Genomic DNA, 25,578 nt, shown 5'->3' with positions numbered 1-25,578 from the left:
TTCCTCCTGATTTTGGATTCTGGTTCTATTTGTAGAAATCGGGGCACTCTTCCATTTCAATCTTCACAATCGTTTGGCTGTCCCTTGCCTTGGATGCCGCAGACGCCGTGATGGCACCCACATAGCCGTCCCAGGAGCTGGGTCCGTCCACACGGCCCGCCTTGACCGCATTGATCCATTCCTGGAGCTCCACATTGTAGGCTTCCACAAACCGTTGGGACCAGTCTTCGCAGATGGGGGTGATCCTTGCCGCTTTTGTGCGGACCATGGCGTTGGCCGGCTCGGGCAGGTTCACGATGCCCTCCTCGCAACAGACTTCGCATTTGATGTCATAACCGTAGTGGCTGTTGATGAAAGCCTCCACGTCGATGCGCACGCCGGATTTGGTCGTCAGAATCATGATTTGGGGATCCTGGAGCTTCTCATGGGCATACTTGGTTTTCTTGGGATACACGACTTCCGCAGTGGCGTAATCTTCATCCAGGAGCCAGCGGAGCACGTCGATTTCGTGGATCATGGAGTTTTCAACCGGCATGGAGTTGTCATAGCTTTCATCCACCCCGTAGTTCCTGTGGGCGCAATGCAGCATCAGGGGCTCCCCGTAGGTACGCTCCTCCACAAGCTTCTTCAATTGCTTGTATCCGGGGTCGTACCGGCGCATGAATCCGACGGTGACCAGCTTCTTGCCTCCGGCCATCTCCAGATCCACGATCCGCTTGGTGCCTTCCTTTTCCGCCGCCAGGGGCTTTTCGCAGAAGACATATTTTCCCGCCTTGATGGAGGCGCTGACGTACTGCTCATGATAGGCGTCGATGGTGGTCACGATGATGGCATCCACCTCATCGGAGTTGATCAGTTCTTCTCCGTCTTCAAAGAATTTGCATCCGTACTTCTCCGCCACGCTTTTGCCGAATTCCTTGTTCACATCCGATACGGCCACTACACGGCCTCCCTGCAACTGGGTGTTGATCCTCTCGAGGTGGGTCCTTCCAATGGCTCCGGTTCCGACGACGCCGATTCTGAGTTCTTTGTCCATGTTCTATACCTTCCTTTCATCCTTGTTTCATCCTTGTTGTGTGTTGGGCAGAAATGCATTCCCGGCTTTCCTTCCCCCGTGCATTTCTAGAATTGTTTCGGGGCGTTTGTCACGCCCCGAAACATCTTGTGTCGTTCCCATGCTGTCTTTTGTCCCTTGGATTAGAACTGGTCCACGTTCTCTTTGGTGATGGATGTGAAGGGAACGATGATTTCCTTCTCCGGGCTTTCGCCTTTTTCAATCATCAGGATGGCTTCCATGGCTGCCTTGGCTTGTCCGGGAGCGTCCTGCAGCACGGTCTGCACCATGGTTCCTTCTTTAACCGCATTCTTGGCGTCGTCCGTTCCGTCGACACCGGTCACCAGTACGCCTTCCAGCCTCTGTGCGGCTTTCAACGCCTCTACGGCACCCAGGGCCATCTGGTCGTTGGCTGCTACGATGGCGTCGAACTCGGGGAAGGACTGGATCCAGTCTTCCGTGATCTGCATGCCTTTTGCGCGGTCGTAGTTTCCGTCCAGGTCCGCCAGAATCTGTACGTCGTCCCTGCCTTCTGCTGCCATGGCTTCAAGGAATCCGTTGCGTCGGTCCGTGGAATGGGACATTCCGGCGGTTCCTGCCAGGTAAAGGACCTTGCCGTTCTCCGGGATCTGCGCTGCGATGACTTCTCCCTGCATGTAACCGGCATCGTAGTTCTCGGATCCCACATAGATGTAGTCTCCGCCGTCCGCCTTGATGCCCATGCAGATGACGGGAATTCCGGACTCGTTGGCTTTGATGATGGCCGGAGTGATTCCTGCGAAGTCCACGGGTACGACGACCAGCATGTCCACGCCCAGGGCGATGAAGTTGTCGATCTGGTCAAGCTGCTTCTGGATGTCGTTGTTGGCGTCTGAGAACTGCAGCTCCACGTTGGTGCCTTTGGCAGCCTCGATCATGGCTGTCTTGCGGGCCATGACGAACACGTCGGAGTCCGCCAGGTTGGCATAGCCTACCACAAACTTGCCGCCTTCCGCCGGTGCTTCGGTGCCGCCTCCTGTTTCACCGCCGGGTGCGGCCGGCTCTTCCTTCTGTCCGCAGCCTGCGAACAGGGATGCGGCCAACACAAGTGCCAGTACCAGGGATGCCAGTTTCTTTGTCTTTTTCATGATTATCCTCCTTGAAATGTGTTATTTATTTGTTGCCCCGTAAAAACGGGGTTGCAACCTATTTTTTGGCGCTGGAGGCCCGCTTGGTCATCTTGTCGATGATGACGGCGATCAGGATGATGAGGCCCTTGACGATCTGCTGCCAGTAGGTGTTGACGTTGGCCAGGTTCTGCACGTTGTTGATGATTCCTACGATGACGGCGCCGATGATGGTCCCCACGACGGTTCCCGATCCTCCCGCCAGGCTGGTCCCGCCCACGACCACGGCGGTGATGGCGTCGAATTCGTAGGCCAGACCGGCGGCGGGCTGTCCGGAGTTCATCCGGCTCATGAGCACCACACCGGCGATGGCGGCGGTGAATCCGTCAAAAAGGAAGGCCTTCCGCACCACGTTCTTGGACTTGATCCCCGAGGCGATGGCCGCCTGCTCGTTCCCGCCCACCGCATACACGTGCCGGCCGAAGCGGGTCTTGTTCAGCATGATCCAGGAGATGATGAAGAGGACAATCAGGATCAGCACCGAGACCGGCATAAAGCCGATATAGCCCTGGCCGATGAAGGTGTAGGCGCTGCCCATGCCCGTGATGGGCACCCCGTTGGTGAAGAGCAGCACCGCTCCCCGGGCCACCGTGGTGACCGCCAGGGTCATGATGAAGGCCGGGATGTGGAACTTGGTGATGACATAGCCGTTGATGCCTCCGATGACCAGGCCCAGGCCCACGGCTCCCATCACCGCAACGAACACGCTGCCCGTGGCCACCATGATGGCCGTGGAGATGACCCCAATCAGGGCGATCATGGATCCGTAGGCTACGTTGATGTGGCCCAGGATGATGACGAAGGTGGCCCCCAGGGCCAGGATGGTCACCACCGTGATCTGCCGCAGGACGTTGGTCAGGTTCGCCTGGGTGGCGAAGCCCCTGGTGAAGATGGAGGAGAGTGTGAAGATGATGACCAGGATGGCGAAGGTCCCGTACTTCCCGTACAGCTCCGCCAGATTCAACTTCTTCTTTCCGGACTTGTTCTCTGATTTTGTCATTGTTCTTTCCCTTCCCTATTTTAAATGATGTTTGTTCCTATTTCCTTCATCCCTGATTTCTCATTTGGATTTCGTTCCGTGGGTGGCCAGCTTCATGACGCTTTCCTGTGTGGCCATTTCCCCGCGCTCCAGGATGCCTGTGATCTGCCCTTCCTGCATGACCACGATCCGGTCGCTCATGCCCAGGATTTCCGGCAGCTCCGAGGAGATCATGATCACCGCCATGCCTTCCTTGGCGAACTTGCACATCAGCCGGTGGATCTCCGACTTGGCGCCCACGTCGATCCCCCGGGTGGGCTCGTCCAGGATCATGACCTTCACGTCCCCCATCAGCCACTTGGCCAGGACCACCTTCTGCTGGTTCCCTCCCGACAGGGTGCTGGTCGCCACATTCAGGTTCGCCACTTTGATCTGCAGCATCTCCACCATGGTGTTGGCTTCCTCCACGATGGCCTTGTCGCTGATCAGACCATTCCTTATGAACTTCTTCAGGTTCACCAGGGAGATGTTCTCGTGGACGTTCCGCTCCAGCACCAGGCCGTAGCCCTTCCGGTCCTCGGAGATCATGGCGATCCCATGCTTGATGGCGTCCGTGGTGTCCCGGATGTCCAGCCGCTTCCCTTCCAGGAGCACTTCCCCGGAGGTGAAGGGGTCCAGGCCGAAGATGGCCCGCATGACCTCGCTCCTTCCGGCGCCCACCAGCCCCGAGAAGCCCAGGATCTCTCCCCGGCGCAGCTGGAAGCTGATGTCCTTGAACCGGCCCCCGTGCTGCTTCTCCTGGGTCAGGTTCTTCACCTCCAGGACCACTTCCCCGATCTCCACGTCCAGGTCCTTGGGGAAGACGTTCTTGATCTCCCGGCCCACCATCAGGGAGACCAGCTTCTCCGGATTGTAGTTTACTGCCGGTCCGGAATCCACCCATTGGCCGTCCCGGATGATGGTGATGTCGTCCGCGATCCGGAAGATTTCGTCCATCTTGTGGGTGATGTAGAGGATCCCCACCCCTTTGGCCTTCAAATCGAAGATTTGGTTGAAGAGCACGTCGATCTCCGTGTCCGCGATGGCCGAGGAGGGCTCGTCCATGATGATGACCGAGGCGTTCCTGGCGATGGCTTTGGCGATCTCAATCAGCTGGTGGCCGGCGATGCTCAGCTCCCGCATCTTCTGCTTGGCCTTGTAGGGGATCTTCAGCTGGTCCAGCAGCTCCTGGGTCTGGGTGTACATGCTCTTGTAGTCCACGAACAGCCCCGCCTTGGGCTCCCGGCCCAGGAAGATGTTCTCCGCGATGGTCATCTCCAGCACCGGGTTCAGTTCCTGGTAGATCATGGCGATCCCCATCCGGATGGTGTCCTCGATGGTCCGCTTCCCGATCAGCTCCCCTTTGAAGACCATTTCCCCTTCGTCCGCGTCGTGGGTCCCGTTGATGACCTTCATCAGGGTGGATTTCCCCGCCCCGTTCTCCCCGCAGATGACATGGACCGTTCCCGGCCTCAGCTTGAGGTTCACCCCGTCCAGGGCTCGCACTCCGGGGAACACCTTCACCACGTCCCGCATCTCCAGGATATAGTTCGTCTCTTTGCTTTCCATAGGCTCTTACCTTCCTCCTTTTATGTGCAGGCACGCCTTTGCGAGCTCGTGCTCTTTTTGGTTTAAAAAAAATTGAACTCTCTCTATTCTTCGATGCTTTCCTTGACCAGGATGCTGCTTTTTGTGAAAAGCAACTCCTTCTCCGGTTCCCGGTCGTAGAGAAGATGGTCCGCCAGGATCCTGCAGGTCCTGTACCCTTGCTCCTCCAGTTCACTGTCGATGGTGCAGTTGACTACGCCTTCCTTCATCAGCGCCAGGATTTCGGGATACCGTTCAAAGCAGACCACCTTGATCCTGCCTGCCATCCCTTTGTCCTTCAATGCCTTTCCCAACCCGGACACACCACCGCAGGTGATGTAGATGCCTTTCAGTTCCGGATTCCTGTCCAAAATTTTCACCGTGTCCTGGTAGACCAGATCTGGATCCTCCATGCTTTCCACCCGCTCCCGGATGTCGATGTCCGGATAGGTCTGTCGGAGCAGCTCCTGGAACCCTTTTTCCCGACCCGCCACCGCCACGCTGGTCTCCGAATGGAGGGCGCTCGTGATGACGGCGACCTGTCCCTTGCTTCCAAGGAATTCCCCCATGAGCCTCCCCGCTACCCGTCCGGCTTTTTCGCTGTCCTGTCCCACAAAGCACATCCGCTTGCTGCCTTCGATGTCGGAGTTTGTTGTGATGACCGGCACCCCGGCACCCACCGCCTCGTCGATGGCTTCCTTGACCCTTGCATCGTGGATGGGAAGGAGGAGGATTCCTTCCACCCCTTCCCGGACCAAATCCTGGATGACCTTCACCTGGGCATCCACATCCGGGTACTGGATCACATGGTACCGGATTTCCATGTTCAATCCTTTGTAGGTCCTGATTGCCTTTTCCATGCCTTCCTTGATCTGCTCCAAGGCATCCACTTTCAGCAAGACGGCGGCAATCACCAACTTCTCCTCCTGCCGCTTCAAAGCCTTGCCGATGGGATTGGGTTCGTATCCCAGTTCGTCGATGATGCTCTGGATCTTCTCCCGGACATCGTCGCTGACCCCCACCCGCTTGTGGAGCACTTTGTCCACTGTGGAACGGTGTACGCCGGCCATTTCCGCTATCGCCTTTATGGTCACTTTCATGTTGTTTTCTCCCCTACCGACGCAACCGCACCGTCTCCCTGCCTGGGAGCCTTTGCTTGCATCGAGCTTCACGAGCACGTGCTCGTTACTGCTATATTGTGATTATAGATGACAGGTTACAGAAAATCAAGTGTTATTTTATTAACTTTCACAACGGATTCCAAATGCGCCCCTTGTTCTTCGACATATCCTATAATCCACCGGGGCCCAGGGGACGGTTCTTCCGGACCATTCCACAGAACGCTTGCCGGTTTTTCCATTATATCAAAAAGGAGCTTGCAATGCAGTCCTAAACTGCCTTCAAGCTCCTTTTCCTTGTATATTTTAAGTTTAGCTGGTCTTACTTGCTGATTGTTGCCTCGAGGGCATCGATCGATGTCAACAATCCTGCCTCGACACTCATGGTAAGGTCTTCCATCTCAAGAGATACGTCTCCGTTGTAGCCCAGCATGCTGAGCACGGAGAAGAACTCTTTCCACCATTGCAGGTCCTTGCCGCATCCCACGGCCACATAGTTCCATACACGGTCCGCCGCTTCTTCCACCGGCCTTGTTTCCAGGATGCCGTCCACATCCGCAAGACCACGCTCAATCCGGGCATCCTTGCCATGGACATGATGGATGCATCCTTTGAGTGCGCGGGCAGCCGCAATCGGGTCGGCACCCAGCGCCATCATGTGGGAGGGATCCAGGTTGATGCCGATCATCGGATCCACAGCGTTGCGGAGCTTGAGCAGGGTGGAAGCGCTCCAAACCATCGTGCCGGGGAATTCCTCGATCGCGATCTGCTCGATGCCGCATTTCTTGCAGTGTTCCACATAGTCGGTCCAGAACTTGATGGTGACTTCCCACTGGTATTCATAGGCAGGCTTCATGAAATCCGGCCAGGAGATCGTGGAAGTGATCCAGTTCGGTGTCGTGTCCCCAGGCGCTCCGGCAGGCAGGCCGGCCATGGCCACAAGCTTCTTGACGCCCAGCATGCCCGCCAATGTGGCGCAGTCGTACATGCTTTCGGCATATTGCTTGCCTGTTTCGGACGGCCACGTGGGGTTGCAGGAGGTGTTCAGGGCCGAAATGCGCATCCCGCGCTTTTCCAGCTCCTCCAGGAAGGCCGCCCTTTTGCCTGCATCCGCAAGCAGCTCCTGTGTGTTGCAGTGCTTCCGGGCGCCCCAGCCGCCCGCTGTCATTTCCACAGCGTCGATTCCCAGGGATTTTACTTTATCCAACATCTCCGTGTAAGAGAGGTTTGCCAATACGTCCGTACAAAGTGCAAGTTTCATCATCATAATTCCTTTCTGTTTTTGGTCACGTTAAGCTTAGAACTTCACCCAGACAGCGCCTTCGTCCGCGGACTTCACGCAGGTGTTGATCCAGTGGATTCCCTCGATGCCCGCGTCGATGCCGGGGTACACCAGGTTCTTCAGGGTCTCTTCGTCTCCACGGTCCTTGGCGTCCATGGCGACGGCGAACTTCAGGTAGATGTTGGCCCAGGATTCTCCCAGCCCTTCCGTATGCAGGGCGCCCAGACGCTCGTCGGCGTTGCACTCGTCATACAGGTAGGACATGCCGCGGATCAGCTTCTGCGGGGGTTGTCCCTGGATTTCGTAGAGCAGCTCGTTGGGCTGGTGGTCGCTGAACTCCACGCTGGCCTTGGAGCCGATGATCCGGATCCTGTGTCCGTCCATGCATCCCGCGTTCACCGAGGAGGCCCACATCCTGCCCACGGCGCCGTTCTCATAATGCATCAGCACATAGGCGTTGTCCTCCATGGGAGCCCGGCTCTTGATGAAGCTCTGGCGGTCGCACAGCAGCTCTTTCACCTTCAGCTCGGGGCAGATCAGACGGGACATGTAGTAGGTGTGGGTGGAGATGTCCCCCAATACGAAGGCCTTGCCGGCCACCTTGGGGTCCACGCGCCATTTCTGGCTGGCGTTGGCGGATTCGGTGTCGGTGGCGTTGAAGCCGTGGGTGTAGCGCAGGTCCAGCATCCGGATCTCGCCCAGGTCCCCGTTCTCCACCATCTGCCGCATCTGCAGGAGCAGCTGGTGGCCGGAGAAGCCGTAGGTCACGCCGATGATCTTGCCCTTCTCTTCGGCCAGTTTCTTGATCTCAATGCCTTCCTCTTCCTCGAAGAACAGGGGCTTCTCGCAGATCACGTGCAGGCCGGCTTCCAGAGCGGCTTTGGTGATCTCGTAGTGGGTGCCGTTGGGGGTTGCGATGGAGACCACCTGGATCCCGTCTTCCCTCTTGGCTTCTTCCGCGAACATGGTCTTGTAGTCCGCATAGCAGCGGCTGGGGTCCACGCCCAGGTTCGTTCCGAAATCCTTGCCCCGCTCGGCGTCGATGTCGAAAGCACCCGCCACCAGTTCGAAAGCCGTGTTGTCCCTGAGGGCTCCGATCCTATGCTTGTATCCCACGTTGCCCGTACGTCCGCCTCCCACCATTGCCCAGCGGTAAGGTTTTGCAATCAATCTTTCTCCATTCAACATCTTGTTTTTCCTCCCTTGATTTATTGATATTGTTTTTTTGTTGGCACGCTTTGCGTTGTTGCTGTTTATCACCTTATGTTCTTTATTATAAAGGCTTTTCCCCTTTCGGGAAATAGGCGCATTTGCCCAAGAGTTCATTTTTCTTGCTTTGTTGCAAATGGCATTGTATAATGAAATGGAACAGGCTTCCTTTCCAATCCGACCATGCCAAGGAGGTACCCATGCAAAGTGTGGATCCCGGGGTCTTGACCCGTTCCGTATGCTTCTCCTTCACCCCTTCCGAGACGGCGAAGGAACTCTATTATTATCCTGTCTGGTGCGGCCATTACTTCTGCAACCAGCATTATTTCATGAAGCGGGAATATTATCCCTATCTGTTGCTGGTATTCGTCCGGAAGGGTGAATTCTACATCGAATACCGGGGAAAGAAGATGACCGCCCGGAAGGGGGACGTCTTTCTGATCGACTGCCGGGAACCCCATTTTTACCAGGCTTCCGACGGCCTTGAATTCCTTTATGTGCATTTCGACGGGGTCAATTCCCACGACCTGTGCGCCCACATCATGAACACCAACGGCATCCTTTTCCAGGGGGAGCACCTGCTGTCTCTGGGCAAGATGCTCAACGACATGATCGAGACCTACCAGGGCGGCGGCAGCTTCGCCCCCCTGGAGTTCTCCTCCTTCCTCTACCGGATGCTTGCCATCCTGGTGGAGCGCCCGCTGGAGCCCCATGCGGAGCCCACCCCGGTGGACCGGGCCATCCAATATATCCGGGAAAATGTGGGGGAGAAGATCACCTTGGACGACCTGGCCCGGCTGACGAACCTGAGCATCTACTATTTTTCCCACATCTTCAAGGCCCAGACCGGCTATTCGCCCATGGAGTATGTGATCAGCACCCGTCTGGACCGGGCAAAGGTCCTGCTGAAGAGCACTTCCCTATCCATAGCGGAGATTGCGGGAGAAATCGGCTACGCCAACAGCGGCAGCTTCATCAACCTTTTCGTGCAGAAGACCGGCATGTCCCCTACCCAGTTTCGCAAGGCCCCCATTTGAGGGGCTTTATTTTTTTGCGCTGGACGCCCGCTTGGTCATCTTGTCGATGATGACGGCGATCAGGATGATCAGGCCCTTGACGATCTGCTGCCAGTAGGTGTTGACGTTGGCCAGGTTCTGCACGTTGTTGATGATCCCTACGATGACAGCGCCGATGATGGTTCCCACGATGGTTCCGGCTCCCCCCGCAAGGCTGGTCCCGCCCACGACCACGGCGGTGATGGCGTCGAACTCATAGGCCAGACCGGCGGCGGGCTGTCCGGAGTTCATCCGGCTCATGAGCACCACCCCCGCGATGGCGGCGGTGAAGCCGTCGAAGAGGAAGGCCTTCCGGACCACGTTCTTGGACTTGATCCCGGAGGCGATGGCCGCCTGCTCGTTCCCGCCCACCGCGTACACGTGCCTGCCGAAGCGGGTCTTGTTCAGCATGATCCAGGAGATGACGAAGAGGATGAGCAGGATCAGAACGGAGACCGGCATGAAGCCGATGTAGCCCTGGCCGATGAAGGTGTAGGACTTGCCCATGCCCGTGATGGGCACCCCGTTGGTGAAGAGGAGCACCGCTCCCCGGGCCACCGTGGTGACCGCCAGGGTCATGATGAAGGCCGGGATGTGGAACTTGGTGATGACATAGCCGTTGATGGCTCCGATGACCAGGCCCAGGCCCACGGCTCCCATCACCGCAACGAACACGCTGCCTGTGGCCACCATGATGGCCGTGGAGATGACCCCGATCAGGGCGATCATGGATCCGTAGGCTACGTTGATGTGCCCCAGGATGATGATGAAGGTGGCCCCCAGGGCCAGGATGGTCACCACCGTGATCTGGCGCAGGACGTTGGTCAGGTTCGCCTGGGTGGCGAAGCCCTTGGTGAAGATGGAGGAGAGTGTGAAGATGATGACCAGGATGGCGAAGGTCCCGTACTTCCCGTACAGCTCCGCCAGATTCATTTTCTTCTTGGACTTGTTCTCTGCTTTCGTCATTTTTTCTTTCCCTTCCCTATTTTAAAGTGATGTTTTTTCTCATTTGGATTTGGTGCCGTGGGTGGCCAGCTTCATGACGCTTTCCTGGGTGGCCATTTCCCCCCGGTCCAGGATGCCTGTGATCTGGCCCTCCTGCATGACCACGATCCGATCGCTCATGCCCAGGATTTCCGGCAGCTCCGAGGAGATCATGATCACCGCCATGCCTTCCTTTGCGAACTTGCACATCAGCCGGTGGATCTCCGACTTGGCCCCCACGTCGATGCCCCGGGTGGGCTCGTCCAGGATCATGACCTTCACGTCCCCCATGAGCCACTTGGCCAGGACCACCTTCTGCTGGTTCCCCCCCGACAGGGTGCTGGTCGCCACGTTCAGGTTCGCCACCTTGATCTGCAGCATCTCCACCATCTGGTTGGCTTCCTCCACGATGGCCTTGTCGTCGATCAGGCCGTTCCTTATGAACTTCTTCAGGTTCACCAGGGAGATGTTCTCATGGACGTTCCGCTCCAGCACCAGGCCGTAGCCCTTCCGGTCCTCGGAGATCATGGCGATCCCATGCTTGATGGCGTCCGTGGTGTCCCTGATGTCCAGCTTCTTCCCTTCCAGGAGCACCTCCCCGGAGGTGAAGGGGTCCAGGCCGAAGATGGCCCGCATGACCTCGCTCCGTCCGGCGCCCACCAGCCCCGAGAAGCCCAGGATCTCTCCCCGGCGCAGCTGGAAGCTGATGTCCTTGAACCGGCCCCCGTGCTGCTTCTCCTGGGTCAGGTTCTTCACCTCCAGGACCACTTCCCCAATCTCCACGTCCAGGTCCTTGGGGAAGACGTTCTTGATTTCCCGGCCCACCATGAGGGAGACCAGTTTCTCCGGATTGTAGTTCCCTGCCGGTCCCGAATCCACCCACTGGCCGTCCCGGATGATGGTGATGTCGTCCGCGATCCGGAAGATCTCCTCCATCTTGTGGGTGATGTAGAGGATCCCCACCCCTTTGGCCTTCAAGTCGAAAATCTGGTTGAAGAGCACGTCGATCTCCGTGTCCGCGATGGCCGAGGAGGGCTCGTCCATGATGATGACCGAGGCGTTCCTGGCGATGGCCTTGGCGATCTCAATCAGCTGGTGGCCGGCGATGCTCAGCTCCCGCATCTTCTGCTTGGCCTTGTAGGGGATCTTCAGCTGGTCCAGCAGCTCCTGGGTCTGGCTGTACATGGCCTTGTAGTCCACGAACAGCCCCGCCTTGGGCTCCCGGCCCAGGAAGATGTTCTCCGCGATGGTCATCTCCAGCACCGGGTTCAGCTCCTGGTAGATCATGGCGATCCCCATCCGGATGGTGTCCTCGATGGTCCGCTTCCCGATCAGTTCCCCTTTGAAGACCATCTCCCCTTCGTCCGCGTCGTGGGTCCCGTTGATGACCTTCATCAGGGTGGATTTTCCCGCCCCGTTCTCCCCGCAGATGACATGGACCGTTCCCGGCCGCAGCTTAAGGTTCACCCCGTCCAGGGCGCGCACTCCGGGGAACACCTTCACCACGTCCCGCATCTCCAGGATATAGTTCGTCTCTTTGCTTTCCATAGGTTATCCTTTCTTTTTTAAAAAAAATCCAACCACATTCTCGGATATGGTTGGATTTTCCATTTTTTTCAAGTCAACTCGGTGCGTCGTGCTTATTGGTAGTCTGCCAGGTTTTCCGCCGTGATGGACTCGAAAGGCACGATGATCCTTGCTTCGGGTGTGCCTCCGGATTGCAGGGTCTGGATGGTCTCATAGGTGTATTGGGCCAGTCCGTCCGCGGATTGCAGCACGGATTGCGCCATCTCCCCATTTCCGATGGCCGTCTTGGCTTCGGGGGTTCCGTCGATTCCGCTCACTGCCACACCTTCCAACCGGTTGGCGCCCTTCAAGGCTTCGATCGCACCCAGCGCCATCTGGTCGTTGGCCGCTACGATGGCATCGAATGCAGGGAATGTCTGGACCCAGTCCTCGGTGATCTGCATGCCCCTGGCACGTTCGTACATGCCGGTCTGGGTGGCGATGACTTCGATGTCGGGACGTTTCTCCGCCAGGACGCCTTTGAATCCGTCCTCACGCTCCACGGAGTGGTACAGGCCGGGAGTGCCTTGCAGGTAGAGGACCTTCGCGTTCTCCGGAAGGGCTTCCGCCATGAATTCGCCCTGCATCACGCCGGCGTCGAAGTTCTGGGAGCCTACGAAGATGAAGTCTCCGGCTTCCGCCTCGATGCCCATGCAGATGACCGGAATGCCTGCGGCATTGGCTTTTTCAATACCGGGTGTGACGCCGGAGAAGTCCGCGGGAACCAGGATGATGGCGTCGACGCCCTGGGCGATGTAGTTGTCCATCAGGTCCAGCTGGCGCTGCACGTCCATGTTGGCTTCGGAGTAGCTGACTTCCAGTGTCTTGTCGTCTTTGACGACCGTTTCGAAGGTGTCCCTTTTCAGCTTGTCGAAGAAGTCCGTGTCACTGCTGTTCACATAGCCCACTTTGTAGACGGTGTCCGTTGCAGGGGCTTCCGTACCGGATCCGGTTTCGCCTCCTGCCGGTGGTGTGGTCGGCTCGCTCTTTCCGCATCCTGCGAACATGGCCACGCTCAAAGCGCCTACGACAAGCAAGCTGGTGATTCTTTTGAATCTTTTCATAACAACATCCTCCTGTATATATCTTGTTTTTTTTACACTCCGGTTCAGCATTTGGCCTTGCCGGAAAGTTGCACAAATTTGTTTCTTAGGACCCAGCCTTTCTCTGCAATACCGACGGCACCCTTTCGGTTTGCTGTACATTTCGCTGTTGTTTTGTTGCGTTTTGTCCTTATATCAGTTATTATAAACAACTTTCGCCAAAGTTAAATAGGATGTCTTGTTGTATAGTTTATGGATATTGCTGTCGCCACCCGCTTTTTCAACATGCAGGGGGAGGACGGCCCGTCCCCCTGTACCGCTTGCCCCTGCTGTGCTATAATGGATACATAGAAGGGAGGCCTTCCCCCTGGCGTCGGCAAGCGGAGACAGCAGCCACCGGTGTGGCAAAGGAGGATCATATGCATTCCAGTTTTGTTGGTTGTAACAGCGGATATTTTTCCAAGATGTGCGAGCTCATGGACTCCGAAGGGGTATTGGATTCCGCACTCCAGCTGGAGCAGTTCACCAAGCATTATGCGGAGGAGAAGGGCATCGCCGAAATGGGTCCCAACAGGTTCAAGGAGCTGATCCTGGATACCAAGGACGGCAAAAAGCTCCGGTTCGACATCGCCATCTGCAAGGACGAGAAGGAGATGGAAGTCTATTGCTATCTGATGCGGAAGCTGTAGGCCCTTCCATGGTTTCAGGTTTCCAGTCAACACCGTCTTGCCGACGCCAAGGCCTGCAAGGAAGGCCGCAACAAAAAAGGCGCCGGCCTGGTTTTCTCTAGGAAAACCAGGCCGGCGCCTTTTTCAATGTGCATTTGGGGACCGTTCTAATAGTTCTTGTCGGCGTAACCTACCCATCCGCCTTCTACTACCAGCGTCTTGTCGAAGCCGCCGACACTGAAAGGGATTTCCTCCGTCCCTTCCCCTGCGGATAGGATGATCTTATTCCCATCCACATCCACAGTGATTTGGGTCTCTTTTCCCGCGTACTTGTCGAAAAGGTGGGCAATCGTTTCCTTGGGCAACTCGATTGCGAACATGCCGCAGTTGTACATGTTCTGTCTGAAGATCCTTGCAAAGCTCTCCGCAATGACCACGTTGATGCCGTTGACTTCCAAGGCCCAGGGGGCATGCTCCCTGGAGGAGCCGCAACCGAAGTTCTCCCGGGTCACGATGACCGCCTTGCCGGCAACATCCTCCCTGCTGTCGAAGCCGGGAAGGGACAAGTCCTCCAGCAGATAGGGCTTGAGGGCCTCCTTCGTGATTTCGGTCAGGTATCTGGCCGGTATGATTTCATCCGTGTTGATATCGTTTCTGTCCAAAAACAGTGCTTTTCCATTGAAACTTTTCATCTTTATCCTCCCGATTATCCCTTGTACAGCGGTGAGTTGGCGATTTTGCCGGCAATGGCGGACGCAGCGGCGGTGGCCGGGCTCATCAGATGAACCATGCCGCCCTTGCCCATCCTGCCATTGAAGTTCCGGTTGGTCGTCGAAGCACAGACCTCACCCTCAGCCAGAACGCCGTTGCTCATGCCGAGGCAGGCGCCACAGGTCGGATTCGTCACGCAGAAGCCTGCATCCTGGAAAATCTCGATGATGCCTTCCTTGAGCGCCTGTTTGTAGACGTTGGGTGTGGCCGGGCTGACAATGGCACGGACGTCATCGCTGACCTTCTGTCCCTTCAGCACTTGCGCAGCCACCCGCAAGTCCTCTATGCGGCCGTTGGTGCAGCTGCCGATATAGATCTGGTCCAGCTTTTCACCTTCCATTTCCCGGACCGGCTTGACCTGGTCGGGCTTGTATCCGAAGGTGACCATCGGCTCCAGGTCCGACACGTCGATCTTTAGGACCTTCTCATACTCCGCATCCTCGTCGGAAACCCATTGGCTGTAGTCTTCGAGGGCCGCCTCCTTGGAGGGATACTCCTCCTTGATGAAATCCCAGAGGTATTCCACGGTGGTCATGTCGGGGTAGCAGACCCCGCTGGTGCCGCCGGCTTCTATGGCCATGTTGCAAAGCGTCATCCTTGCTTCCATGGACATGGCGTCCACCACAGGGCCGGTGAATTCGATGACCATGTTGGTGGCTCCGTTCACGGTCAGCTGCTGGATGACGTGGAGGATTACATCCTTCGCATAGACGCCCTCCCTCATTGTGCCTTCCAGGACAACCTTGATCGTCTTCGGGAAATGGAAGGCGCAGACCCCTTTCAGGATGCCCACTTCCAGGTCGGTTGTTCCCACGCCTGCGGCGAAAGCTCCGAAGGCACCATGGGTGCATGTATGGGAGTCGCCCATGATGACGGTGAACCCGGGACGGACGAAGCCCTTTTCCGGGAAGATCGCATGGCATACCCCGTTCCTGCCGATGTCGAAAAAGTCCTTGATGTCTTGCCTTCTTGCCCAGTCCCGAAGGATCTTGCCCTGCTCGGCGGTCTTGGAGTCCTTGGCGGGCGTCACGTGGTCGATGACCACCTTGATCTTCTCCGGGTCGAATACCCTGTCCAGTCCCCTTGCCATCAGGTCGGTAATGGCTATGGGTGTGGTGATTTCGTGGCAGAAAACCCTGTCCAGTTTCAAGACATGTGTATCCGGAAACGGCATGTCGACTCTGTGTGCGTCAAAAATCTTCTCAGCTAGCGTTTTACCCATCTTATTCTCCTTATTCTAATGTCGATAGCGTGGCCCATCCGATATCGGATGTTTCCATTATACCTCGTTGCGCACAAATCCAAAAGGCTCTTTTCCATATTCAGGGAAAATCCATGGCCCAGTATGCGCGGGGGTGTTTGGTCAAAAAAGCGGCTTCCCCCAACTGAGGAAAACCGCGGTTTTTACGGAGAGAGGGGGATTTGAACCCCCGGTACCTTTTGGGTACAATAGTTTTCGAGACTATCACCTTAAGCCGCTCGGACATCTCTCCAAGGATGGCATGAAGCCATCGGAACCATATTATCTGAAATCCGCCCCTTTGTCAATGCTTGTAGGCTTTTTTCCTCAACATCACGCCGCTGAAGGGCTTCATCTTCAAGGTCACCCTTCCGCCTTCCACCACATAGTTCTTGCTTTCCGTGGTGTGGCTTTCCACCGTGGTCTCCAGGATCTGCTGCAGGATGTCGGAGTTCAGGATGCCCAGCTCCCACACGGGAACCCGGATGGTCCGCTCTTCCCGGGCGTTGTTCACCGCCACCACCACCACCTGCTGGTCGTCGAACCTGCCGTAGCTGAGGACCATGTGCTCCCCGTAGAGGAACTTCAGGGAACCCGTCTTCAACACCGGCATCGCGTTCCGGATGCTGATCAGCGCCTTGTGCAGCGCCAGCAGCTCCGTGTCTTCCTTGCCCCAGGGATAGGTCCTCCGGTTGTCCGGATCCGTCCAGCCGCAAAGGCCCGCCTCGTCCCCGTAGTAGATGGTGGGCGCCCCCACCCAGGTCATCTGGATCATGACCGCTTCCTTCATGATCCCCTTGTTCAGGTTCTTCTCCGCCATCTCCGGCCCCACCGTATGGGTCCTCCCCACCATGTGGTTGGTCCTGGTCAGGAACCGGGAATGGTCGTGGTTGCTCAGCTCGTTCATGGCCACCTGCAGGCTGGACGCATGGAAGCGGGCCATGTTGTGCTTCATCGCCTCGAAGAAGGCCCAGTGGTTCCCCAGCAGGTCCCCCCGGAACTCGTCGCTGTGCTTCTCCATCCCCGTCAGGAACCAGGTCACCGGCTCCATGAAGGCGTCGTAGTTCATCACCGTGTCCCACTGGTCCCCGTCCGCCAGCCAGTCCGTGGGGTCGCCGTAGTGCTCCGCAAGAATCAGCGCATTGGGATTCGCAGCCCGCACCGCCTTCCGGAACTTCCTCCAGAACTGGTGGTTGAACTCCTTGGTATAGCCCAGGTCCGCCGCCACGTCCAGCCTCCATCCATCCGCATTGTAGGGGGGGGAAACCCATTTGGCCCCAATCTCCAGGATCTTTTCCGTCAGCTTGGGGGACCCCTCGTAGTTCAGCTTCGGCAGCGTGTCGTAGCCCCACCAGCCGTCGTAATGGGCATTGTCCGGCCAGGCATCCTTCTTCTGGAAATGGAAAAAACTCCTGTAGGGGCTTTTCTCCGAGGTGTATGCCCCGGGAGCGTAGCTGTGGGCCTTCTCGTAGAACTTCTCCCGGTCCAGCCACTTGTTGAAGGATCCGCAGTGGTTGAACACGCCGTCCAGGATGACCTTGATCCTCCGTTTGTGGGCCTGCTCCACCAGCCTGGCGAAAAGCGCGTTGCTGGCCTCCAGGTTCTCCTTGCGGGTGGTCCTGGCGATGTACTTCCACGCCTTCAGATTGTCCGGATCCTTCGGGTCCAGCACCCGGGAATCGTCCTTTCGGATCACGCCGAAATGGGGATCCACATGTTCGTAATCCTGGGTGTCGTACTTGTGGTTGGAAGGGGAGACGAAAATCGGGTTCAGGTAGATCACGTTGACCCCCAGCTCCTGGAGGTAGTCCAACTTGTCCATGACCCCCTGCAGGTCCCCTCCGTAGAACTCCTTCACCCCGTCCGCATCCGGCAGCTTCGACCAGTCCCGCACCCGCTTCACGGTGTCGTTGATGTAGAAGTACTCGTTGTCCACCACGTCGTTCCTCTTGTCCCCGTTGTGGAAGCGGTCCACAAATATCTGGTACATGACCGCCCCCTTGGCCCATTCCGGCGTGTAGAAACCTGGAACGACCTTGAAGTTGTAGTAGGGGTCCGGCTCCCGGGTCACGCCCTTCTTGTTGTAGTAGCAGCGCAACCGCCCCACCAACAGCTCGAAATGGTACTCCACCTTCTTCCGGGTGGGGGGGATGGTCCCCGAATAGTAGTCGAAAAGCTGGTCCTCGCTTTCCACATACAACTGGATCCGCTGGTCCTCGTAGCAGAGGTAGACCTCGTCGATGTTGTCCTTGGCCGTCCGGATCCTGACCTTGGTCTGGTCATTTGCCGTGGGCTCCTGGGGGATCTTGTAGTTCTTCGTCTCGTCCGAAAAGATGGCTCTCTCGTCCAGAATCGGCTGGCGGGTCTGCACATAGGCAAAAAGCTTGTGCGCCCGGCTCAGGCTCTCGAAAGGAATATGTATGCTCATACGGTGGGGCCAAACCTCCTCCACTTGCATCAGTCTCGCATATATGCAGACAGCGAAGGGGGAATCCCCCTTCGCCTATGCATGGTTGCGGTTATTCGGTTGCAGGCGTCAGATCCTTGAAGGGATCTTCCTTGTGGCTCACATAGCCTTCCGCTTCGAAAATGGCTTCGAACTCTGCACCGGTGATCTTCTCTTTTTTTATCAGCAGCGCGGCGGTCTTGTGCAGGACCGTGCTGTGCTTCTCCAGCAGGTTGATGGCGTCCTGGAATGCGCCGTCCACGATCCGCTTGATCTCGCTGTCGATCAGCCCGGCGATGTTCTCGCCGTAATTCCTGGTGTGCCCCCAGTCCCTGCCGATGAACACCTCGTCGCTGTCGTTTCCGAACTGGATGGGACCGATCACATCGGACATGCCGTATTTCACCACCATGTTCCGGGCGATGGCGCTGGCCCGTTCGATGTCGTTGGAGGCTCCCGTGGTCACGTCGTCCAGCACCAGCTTCTCGGCCGCACGGCCGCCCAACAGGGCGATGATCTCCTGCTCCATCTTCTTCTTGGTGATGTACATGGTGTCCTTGCTGGGCAAAGGCATGGTGTAGCCTCCCGCCATCCCCGTGGGGATGATGGAAATGCTGTGGACCGAATCGATGTCCTCCAGCACATGGTGGATGACCCCATGGCCCGCCTCATGGTAGGCGGTGATCCGCTTCTCCTTTTCGGATATGACGCGGCTCTTCTTCTCGGTGCCGATGGCCACCTTCACGAAAGCCCTCCGCATATGGGACTGCTCGATGACCTTCTTGTCTTCCCTGGCGGCATAGATGGCCGCCTCGTTGAACAGGTTCTCCAGGTCCGCACCGGTGAAGCCGGCTGTGGTTTGGGCCACCTCCTGGAGGTTGATTTCGTCGGAGAGGGGCTTGCCTTTGGCATGGACCCGCAGGATTTCCTCGCGGCCCTTCACGTCCGGCGTACCCACAAACACCTTCCGGTCGAAGCGGCCGGGACGCAGCAGCGCGGGATCCAGGATGTCCACCCGGTTGGTGGCCGCCACGACGATGACGCCCTCGTTGATCCCGAAGCCGTCCATTTCCACCAGCAGCTGGTTGAGGGTCTGCTCCCGCTCGTCATGTCCACCGCCCAGCCCGGCACCCCTCTTCCGTCCCACTGCGTCGATTTCGTCGATGAAGACGATGCAGGGGGCGTTCTTCTTGGCGTTCTCGAAGAGGTCCCGCACACGGGAGGCGCCCACGCCCACGAACATTTCCACAAAGTCGGAACCGGATATGCTGAAGAACGGAACTCCGGCTTCCCCCGCCACCGCTTTGGCAAGCAGGGTCTTTCCTGTTCCGGGAGGGCCCACCAAAAGGACTCCCTTGGGGATCCTGGCACCCAGCTCCACGAACTTCCTGGGGCTCTTCAGGAACTCCACCACTTCCTCCAGCTCCTCTTTCTCTTCCTCCAAGCCGGCCACATTCTTGAACGTGACCTTGTTCTTGTCGTCCACAACCAGCTTGGCCCTGCTCTTCCCGAAGGACATGACACGGTTTCCACCGCCTCCGCCCTGGGCCTGGTTCATGATGAAGAACAGCAGGAACACCACCGCGATCAGCACGATCAGGGAGGGGAGCACCGTCATCAGCCAGCTTGGCCTCTGGACGTCACCCGCATACACCTTGATCCCCTGCTCCACCATTTCCGCCCGAAGGTTTTCCACGTTGGGGACAAAAAAGGTCTTGGTTTCGGCGTTCTTCATGTACACTGTGGCGGAGCCCGTAGGAATCTCCACGTTCTGCCGCAATTCCACCCGTTCCACATCCTCTATGTTTTCCAAAAGCTCGGAATATCCATAACTTTCCCGCATGGTGTTGTTGTCCGGGTTCGACATGATCAAAGCGAACATCAGCACCAAAATCAAAATGGCGTAAAAACTCAATCCACGTAAATTTCTTCCCATAGCTTCCTCCTTTCCGCGATGACCCAGCGATAACCCAACGATAGCCCATCGATGGCCCGGCAAGGGCCAAATCCATATCTCCCTTAGTTTACATCCAGCAACTGTCCGATGTAGGGCAGATTCCGGTATTTCTGCTGGTAGTCCAATCCGTATCCCACCACGAACTCATCCGGGATGACGAAACCCACATAATCCACGGGCACACCGACCACCCTGCAGTCCGGCTTGTCCAGCAGGGTGCAGATCCGGATGCTCGACGGCTTGCGTTCCTTCAGGATCTGCACCAGATAGGACAGGGTCCTGCCGGAGTCGATGATGTCCTCCACAATCAGTACGTCCTTGCCTTCGATGGCATCGTCCAGGTCCTTCACGATCCTGACGATCCCACTGCTCCGGATACCGTCCCCGTAGCTGGAGACGGCCATGAAATCCATGGTCAGGGGAAGGTCGATCTCTTTCGCCAAATCCACCATGAACATCACGCTGCCCTTCAGCACGCAAATCAGATGCAGTTCTTTTCCTGCGTAATCGCGGCAAATCTCCTTTGCCAGTTCCTTGATCCTGCTTTCAACCTCTTCTCTGGAGATCAAAACGGCCATTTTCTCATTCATTGCTTTTCTCCTCAAAAACCGATATTTCCAAGACCCGCCTGGTCCCGCTTTCCACCCGGGCGGCTTCGCCCATCCGGTGTCCCACGATCCAAAGGATCTGGTGGTCCATTGCCACCAGCGGTATGCTGTCCCTGGCTTCCTTCGGGATTTTCTCGTCGATGCACCAGGCCTTCAGCGTCTTGCGCCCCAGGGCCCCTGTCTCTTTTTTGACCGCGATGAAATCCCCTGTTTGTCTGGTTCTTATACGCAAATCATTATTTATTCTATCATAATCGAACCATTTCGTATATAAATTTTTAGGAATTTTCATTGAATCGTCATATTCCAGCACCCGGAATCCGAACCTCCGTCCCAGGAAAAAGAGCTCCGTTCCCGCTTCCAGTTCCTCCCGGGTGGGAACCGCTTCCACCGGGCCGGATTCCGGGCCGAATTCCGGGCCGGAAGGCTCCAATCCCAGCTCCAGCTTCCCGTACCGCACCCGGGCCCGGAGGCCGCCCGGCAGATGGAGCTGTCGGGAGCCGGGAGGCCTGGCCGCCAGGGCAAGCACCGCGTCCACATGGACCTTTCCCAGGTCCCGCCTTCCTCCCCCCGCGGCGGCGCAGGCGGCAAGCACCACCCGCCGCCGAAGGGCCAGGGGAAGGGCCAGCAGGGGCTCCAGCGCCAGGTCCCCCCCAGGCCCCGCCACCGCTTCCAGGGCCTTTTCCGCCTCCGACTCCAGGAAGCGGTTCTCCTCCTCCAGCAGCTCCGCCATCCCCAGGAGCTGTTCCCGCACATGGGGATTCACCTCCCGCTCCACCAGGGGCAGCAGATGGAGGCGGATCCTGTTCCGGGTGTGGACCGCCTCCAGGTTGGTGGCGTCCGTCCGGTAGCCGATGCCCTGGCTTTCGCACCATTCCTCCACTTCCGCCCGGCTGCAGTGCAGCAGGGGCCGGATGATGTTCCCCCTGCGCAGGGGCATCCCGGCCAGTCCCGGAAGTCCCGTGCCCCGGAACAGGTTCAACAGGATCGTCTCCACCTGGTCGTCCCTGTGGTGGGCCACAGCAACCCTGTCCCAGCCCTCCTCCCGGACCAGGGCCTGGAAGGCCCGGTACCGGGCCTTCCGCCCGGCCTCTTCCAGGGACAGCCCCTCCCGGGCCGCCAGTCCCGGAACGTCCACCCGCCGGACGGCCAGGGGAACCCCCAGCTTCCGGCAAAAGGAGGCTACGTGGGCTTCATCCCCGTCCGCCTCCCCCCCCCGGATCCCGTGGTGGACATGGACCGCCCCCAGGGTGAATCCCATCCCCTCCGCAGCCAGCTTCCACAATACAAATAAGAGTGCCATGGAGTCGGCTCCGCCGGAAACCCCCACCAGCACTCTCTGGTTCTGTTCGATCAGCCCATTCTTCAGAATGGTTTCCTTCACACGATTCTGCATCTCCAACCTCATGGCCCGTCTTGGATGAAGACCTTCTCATCCTGCTTGATCAGCCGGAACTTCTCCCTGGCCGCCGCCTCGATGAATTCCGCGGACTTCACATGCTCCTTTTCCTCCAGAAGCTCCACCTGCAGCTCCTTGGCCGCCTGCAGCTCCTGCTCCAACCGGCCGATCTCCTTCTCCCGCTCCAGGTTCCTGGAATAGATGTTGGAGACCTGCAGGAAAACGGCCCCGGTCAGCATCACCAGCACGAAGATCATGAATCCGATGGACCTGCGTTCGTTGTCAATCCGTTTTTTCCTCATGGTCTTCCACCTCGTCTGTGAGGACCTCGTACATTTCCCTTGCCTCGTCCTTCTTCATGGTTTCCTTGACCTCGGTCACCCTGACCTTGACGGTGTTGTTGCCGAAAGCGATCCGGATCACATCCCCCACGGAAACCGCCGTATGTGCCTTGGCCGGCTTGCCGTTGACGGAGACCCGCCCCGCATCGCAGGCGTCGTTGGCCACCGTCCGTCGCTTGATCAATCTTGATATCTTCAGATATTTGTCCAGTCTCATCTTTCCCCACCTTGCAAAAAATCTACACCAGGGTCAGTGTAGATTCTTGTGTCCGACATTTGTTTGTTTCTTCTATGCTTCTCCGTTGACCGCGTCTTTCAATGCTTTTCCAGCCTTGAACTTGGGCGCTTTGGAAGCTGCGATTTCCATTTCCGCACCAGTCTGGGGGTTGCGTCCGGTTCTTGCAGGTCTTTCAGAAATTTCAAAGGTTCCGAATCCAACCAGTTGGACCTTCTCCCCTTTGACCATCTCGTCGGTCACAACGTCTACAAAGGCTTTCAGCGCCTTCTCGGCATCTTTCTTGCTAATTTCCGCACTTGCTGCGATTGCAGCCACCAATTCAGCTTTGTTCATAAATGAGTCCTCCTATGCGCTGGGCAATTTGTAGTTTTTGAGTCAACCCTGCCGGAACACGGTGTCCCGGGTGCTCTTCACTCTCAAATTAGTTATAAGCTTTTCCCCCCTGTTTGTCAAGGTTTTTTCAATAAAAACCTGGTTTCCAGGGGTTTTCTGGTCATATTCACTAAACTGCCCGGAACAGGCCTTTTCCATGCTTTTCCCTGACGCGCACGATGTCCGCTCCCAGACCCTTCAGTTTGGTCTCCAGATGCTCGTAGCCCCGGTCGATGTAATCCACATGGTGGACCACCGTCTCCCCGTCGGCAACCAGGCCGGCCAGTACCAGGGCAGCCCCCGCCCGCAGGTCCGGAGAGGTCACATGGGCCCCTGTGACCTGGTTCACGCCCTTGATGATGGCGGAATTGCCTTCCAGCTTGATGTTGGCACCCATCCGGTTCAGCTCGTCGATGTACTGGAACCGGCTCTCGAAGATGCTCTCCGTCATGATGCTCAGACCCTCGGTCACGGACAGGAGGGCCGTCATCTGGGGCTGCATGTCCGTGGGAAAGCCGGGATAGGGAAGGGTCTTCACGTGGATGTTCTTCAACGGACCGTCCACATAGACCCGGATGGCCTCATCCTCTTCCTCGATCTTAACGCCCATCTCATGCAGCTTGGCAGAGATGGCCTCCATATGCTTGGGGATCAGGTTGGTCACGGTCACGTCCCCGCCGGTGATGGCCGCGGCCACCATGTAGGTTCCCGCCTCGATCTGGTCGGGGATGATCATGTAGTCCGTCCCGTGGAGGGTGTCCACCCCGTGGATTTTGATCATGTCCGTACCTGCGCCCTTCACGTCCGCACCCATGCTGTTCAGGAAGTTGGCCACGTCAACGATATGGGGCTCCTTGGCCGCATTCTCCAGGACCGTGACCCCTTCCGCCAGCACCGCCGCCATCATCACGTTGATGGTGGCTCCGACGCTCACCACGTCGAAATAGATGTGGGTTCCCGTCAGCTTCTCCGCACGGGTGTTGATCATTCCGTACTCCAGGGACACCTGGGCCCCCAGGGCCTCGAAGCCCTTGATGTGCTGGTCGATGGGCCGGGTGCCGATGTTGCAGCCCCCGGGCAGGGCCACATGGGCCTCCTTCTTCCGTCCCAGGAGGGATCCCAGCAGATAGTAGGAGGCCCTGATTTTCTTTATATGCTCATAATCCACGACAACCTTGTCCACATTGCGGCTGTCGATCTTGATCGTATGCTCGTCCAGATAGGTGACTTTCACACCCAAGTCTTCCATTGCTTCCAGCAAAACCTTGATGTCGTTCACACAGGGTACGTTTTCGATCGTGCAGATGTCCCTGCTCAAGATCGCCGCCGGCAGGATTCCCAGCGCGGCGTTCTTCGCTCCGCTGACCGCCACCGAACCCTTCAGTTTCTTTCCACCCCTGATAACATATTGCTCCATTCGCACACCTCAGATTCAATTCTTGGTTATTGTCCAACCGACATCCGTTCCGATGTCTTCCCAGGCCGGCTGCTCTCTCTCTTAAAAAACGCTCCAACCACACAAAATTATAACACAGTTTACCCCAGGATTACAAGCACCGTTTTTACGGCTGCAGCTTGTTGGTGAACCCATGGATCCGGTGCTCCCCGTGATCCGCCGTCCGGATCCTGTAGTAAGGCATGGCTTCCAGGACCACGGCCCCGGAACCGGTCCCCGGATCCAGGTCGTATCCCAGGTCGATGTCCGTTATTTTCACCAGGTCCCCCTCCCGGGGTTCCAGATGCAGCATGAACTGGTACAGCGCCTCGTCCACCGGCACCACCTCCCAGGCGGGGGGCCTGAATTCCAAGGGCGGGTAGCGGATGGCCTCCACCTCCCACCGGCCGCTCCCGTCGATCCGCACCTCCACCTGGTTGCAGAACAGGAGCTCCCCCTTGTACCGCTCGTTGAAAAGGAACACCACCGTGTCCCCCTCCATCCGCTGCTGGGTCAGGACCATCCCCACCTTACCGGGATACAGGTCCCCCGCGAATTGCTGGGCCGCTTTCGCCATCCCCTCCCGTCCGGTCCCCTGCACCGCATAGGCGGAGGGACGGCCTTGGAAGAGGATCCTGCCCGCATCCGTACCGGAGGAGAAGACCACGTCCCCCTCCTCGCCGGCATACCGTTCCCCGTTCCCAGGAGCGATGCTGAATCGCGCCTGTCCCCCCACCAGATGGTTCCGGATCTTTTCCTTCTGCCCCTGGTCCAGCACCGGCGGCTGGAGCTCCAGCCTGCTCTTCGGGTAGAAGTCCGGAAGATGGTCGTAGATCATGATCCCCTTGCGCTCCTGGAGCACCGCCTTCAACTGGGCCTCCCGCTCCGGGGAAAGGCTGTGGCTCTTCCGGCTCTCCATGTACCTGAAACCGAAAATCCCCAGGTTGAGAAGCAGGAAAACCGCAATGAACACATTCAGCACCCTGTTCCAATTCATGGCACCCTCCTTTCCTCGGTCCGC

23 protein-coding genes and 1 tRNA gene are annotated in these 25,578 nt (G+C 57.6%); 2 read left to right on the top strand and 22 right to left on the bottom strand.

The window, feature by feature from the left end:
• Positions 1-25: 25 nt before the first annotated feature.
• The 7 genes from GXN74_RS01610 to GXN74_RS01580 form a co-directional block, all read right to left on the bottom strand.
• Positions 26-1,036 carry a Gfo/Idh/MocA family protein gene (locus GXN74_RS01610; protein ID WP_162369166.1) on the bottom strand — a complete coding sequence of 337 codons (1,011 nt, stop codon included), beginning with the start codon at positions 1,034-1,036 and terminating at the stop codon, positions 26-28.
• 161 nt (positions 1,037-1,197) lie between these two features.
• On the bottom strand, positions 1,198-2,181 hold the full coding sequence (locus GXN74_RS01605) for a sugar ABC transporter substrate-binding protein (RefSeq protein ID WP_162369165.1): 984 nt from the start codon (positions 2,179-2,181) through the stop codon (positions 1,198-1,200).
• Positions 2,182-2,239: 58 nt separating this feature from the next.
• Positions 2,240-3,220, bottom strand: coding sequence for an ABC transporter permease (locus GXN74_RS01600; RefSeq protein WP_162369164.1), 981 nt, complete (start codon positions 3,218-3,220; stop codon positions 2,240-2,242).
• Between the two features lie 60 nt (positions 3,221-3,280).
• Complete coding sequence (locus tag GXN74_RS01595; protein ID WP_246208546.1) at positions 3,281-4,807, bottom strand: sugar ABC transporter ATP-binding protein; 1,527 nt, start codon at positions 4,805-4,807, stop codon at positions 3,281-3,283.
• A gap of 83 nt (positions 4,808-4,890) precedes the next feature.
• Positions 4,891-5,925 (bottom strand): LacI family DNA-binding transcriptional regulator, encoded by a 1,035-nt coding sequence (locus GXN74_RS01590; protein ID WP_162369163.1) that lies wholly within the window; start codon positions 5,923-5,925, stop codon positions 4,891-4,893.
• 340 nt (positions 5,926-6,265) lie between these two features.
• Positions 6,266-7,210: a sugar phosphate isomerase/epimerase family protein gene (locus GXN74_RS01585; RefSeq protein WP_246208545.1), complete on the bottom strand. Its 945-nt coding sequence runs from the start codon at positions 7,208-7,210 to the stop codon at positions 6,266-6,268.
• Between the two features lie 30 nt (positions 7,211-7,240).
• Positions 7,241-8,413 carry a Gfo/Idh/MocA family protein gene (locus tag GXN74_RS01580; RefSeq protein WP_162369162.1) on the bottom strand — a complete coding sequence of 391 codons (1,173 nt, stop codon included), beginning with the start codon at positions 8,411-8,413 and terminating at the stop codon, positions 7,241-7,243.
• Positions 8,414-8,634: 221 nt separating this feature from the next.
• Here GXN74_RS01580 and GXN74_RS01575 point away from each other — a divergent pair, with 221 nt between their 5' ends.
• A complete protein-coding gene (locus tag GXN74_RS01575; protein ID WP_162369161.1) occupies positions 8,635-9,471 on the top strand; it encodes an AraC family transcriptional regulator in 837 nt (278 codons plus the stop codon).
• Between the two features lie 6 nt (positions 9,472-9,477).
• Here GXN74_RS01575 and GXN74_RS01570 read toward each other — a convergent pair whose 3' ends face one another.
• The 3 genes from GXN74_RS01570 to GXN74_RS01560 form a co-directional block, all read right to left on the bottom strand.
• The gene (locus GXN74_RS01570; RefSeq protein WP_212505674.1) at positions 9,478-10,455 is read right to left on the bottom strand and encodes an ABC transporter permease; all 978 of its coding nucleotides are present in this window, start codon (positions 10,453-10,455) and stop codon (positions 9,478-9,480) included.
• Between the two features lie 39 nt (positions 10,456-10,494).
• Positions 10,495-12,021 (bottom strand): sugar ABC transporter ATP-binding protein, encoded by a 1,527-nt coding sequence (locus GXN74_RS01565; protein WP_246208544.1) that lies wholly within the window; start codon positions 12,019-12,021, stop codon positions 10,495-10,497.
• A 92-nt stretch (positions 12,022-12,113) separates the two neighbouring features.
• Complete coding sequence (locus GXN74_RS01560; RefSeq protein WP_162369160.1) at positions 12,114-13,103, bottom strand: sugar ABC transporter substrate-binding protein; 990 nt, start codon at positions 13,101-13,103, stop codon at positions 12,114-12,116.
• A 398-nt stretch (positions 13,104-13,501) separates the two neighbouring features.
• Here GXN74_RS01560 and GXN74_RS01555 point away from each other — a divergent pair, with 398 nt between their 5' ends.
• Positions 13,502-13,771, top strand: a complete 270-nt coding sequence (locus GXN74_RS01555; protein WP_162369159.1) for a hypothetical protein — start codon at positions 13,502-13,504, stop codon at positions 13,769-13,771.
• Between the two features lie 146 nt (positions 13,772-13,917).
• Here GXN74_RS01555 and GXN74_RS01550 read toward each other — a convergent pair whose 3' ends face one another.
• From GXN74_RS01550 to GXN74_RS01495, 12 genes are all read right to left on the bottom strand, one after another.
• Positions 13,918-14,442 (bottom strand): 3-isopropylmalate dehydratase small subunit, encoded by a 525-nt coding sequence (locus tag GXN74_RS01550; RefSeq protein WP_162369158.1) that lies wholly within the window; start codon positions 14,440-14,442, stop codon positions 13,918-13,920.
• 14 nt (positions 14,443-14,456) lie between these two features.
• Entirely contained in the window at positions 14,457-15,743 is a 1,287-nt protein-coding gene (locus GXN74_RS01545; protein WP_162369157.1) for a 3-isopropylmalate dehydratase large subunit, read from the bottom strand.
• Between the two features lie 185 nt (positions 15,744-15,928).
• Positions 15,929-16,014, bottom strand: a tRNA-Ser gene (locus tag GXN74_RS01540).
• 51 nt (positions 16,015-16,065) lie between these two features.
• Positions 16,066-18,189: a glycoside hydrolase family 13 protein gene (locus GXN74_RS01535; protein WP_162369156.1), complete on the bottom strand. Its 2,124-nt coding sequence runs from the start codon at positions 18,187-18,189 to the stop codon at positions 16,066-16,068.
• A gap of 91 nt (positions 18,190-18,280) precedes the next feature.
• Complete coding sequence (gene ftsH, locus GXN74_RS01530) at positions 18,281-20,143, bottom strand: ATP-dependent zinc metalloprotease FtsH (RefSeq protein WP_162369155.1); 1,863 nt, start codon at positions 20,141-20,143, stop codon at positions 18,281-18,283.
• An 83-nt stretch (positions 20,144-20,226) separates the two neighbouring features.
• The gene (hpt, locus tag GXN74_RS01525) at positions 20,227-20,754 is read right to left on the bottom strand and encodes a hypoxanthine phosphoribosyltransferase (RefSeq protein ID WP_162369154.1); all 528 of its coding nucleotides are present in this window, start codon (positions 20,752-20,754) and stop codon (positions 20,227-20,229) included.
• A complete protein-coding gene (gene tilS, locus GXN74_RS01520; protein ID WP_162369153.1) occupies positions 20,747-22,168 on the bottom strand; it encodes a tRNA lysidine(34) synthetase TilS in 1,422 nt (473 codons plus the stop codon). Before tilS ends, hpt begins: the two co-directional genes overlap by 8 nt.
• 8 nt (positions 22,169-22,176) lie before the next feature.
• The gene (locus tag GXN74_RS01515) at positions 22,177-22,473 is read right to left on the bottom strand and encodes a septum formation initiator family protein (RefSeq protein ID WP_162369152.1); all 297 of its coding nucleotides are present in this window, start codon (positions 22,471-22,473) and stop codon (positions 22,177-22,179) included.
• Positions 22,454-22,729, bottom strand: coding sequence for an RNA-binding S4 domain-containing protein (locus tag GXN74_RS01510; protein WP_162369151.1), 276 nt, complete (start codon positions 22,727-22,729; stop codon positions 22,454-22,456). Before GXN74_RS01510 ends, GXN74_RS01515 begins: the two co-directional genes overlap by 20 nt.
• A gap of 72 nt (positions 22,730-22,801) precedes the next feature.
• Entirely contained in the window at positions 22,802-23,083 is a 282-nt protein-coding gene (locus GXN74_RS01505) for an HU family DNA-binding protein (protein WP_162369150.1), read from the bottom strand.
• 169 nt (positions 23,084-23,252) lie between these two features.
• Entirely contained in the window at positions 23,253-24,539 is a 1,287-nt protein-coding gene (locus GXN74_RS01500; protein WP_162369149.1) for a UDP-N-acetylglucosamine 1-carboxyvinyltransferase, read from the bottom strand.
• A gap of 145 nt (positions 24,540-24,684) precedes the next feature.
• A complete protein-coding gene (locus GXN74_RS01495; protein WP_162369148.1) occupies positions 24,685-25,554 on the bottom strand; it encodes a two-component system regulatory protein YycI in 870 nt (289 codons plus the stop codon).
• Positions 25,555-25,578 lie beyond the last annotated feature (24 nt).

The sequence above is a fragment of the Anaerotalea alkaliphila genome (assembly GCF_010179735.1).
In the GTDB taxonomy this organism is placed as follows: domain Bacteria; phylum Bacillota; class Clostridia; order Lachnospirales; family Vallitaleaceae; genus Anaerotalea; species Anaerotalea alkaliphila.
The sequence above is the reverse complement of the archived record's forward strand: the minus strand, read 5'-3'. Positions and strand labels throughout refer to the sequence as shown.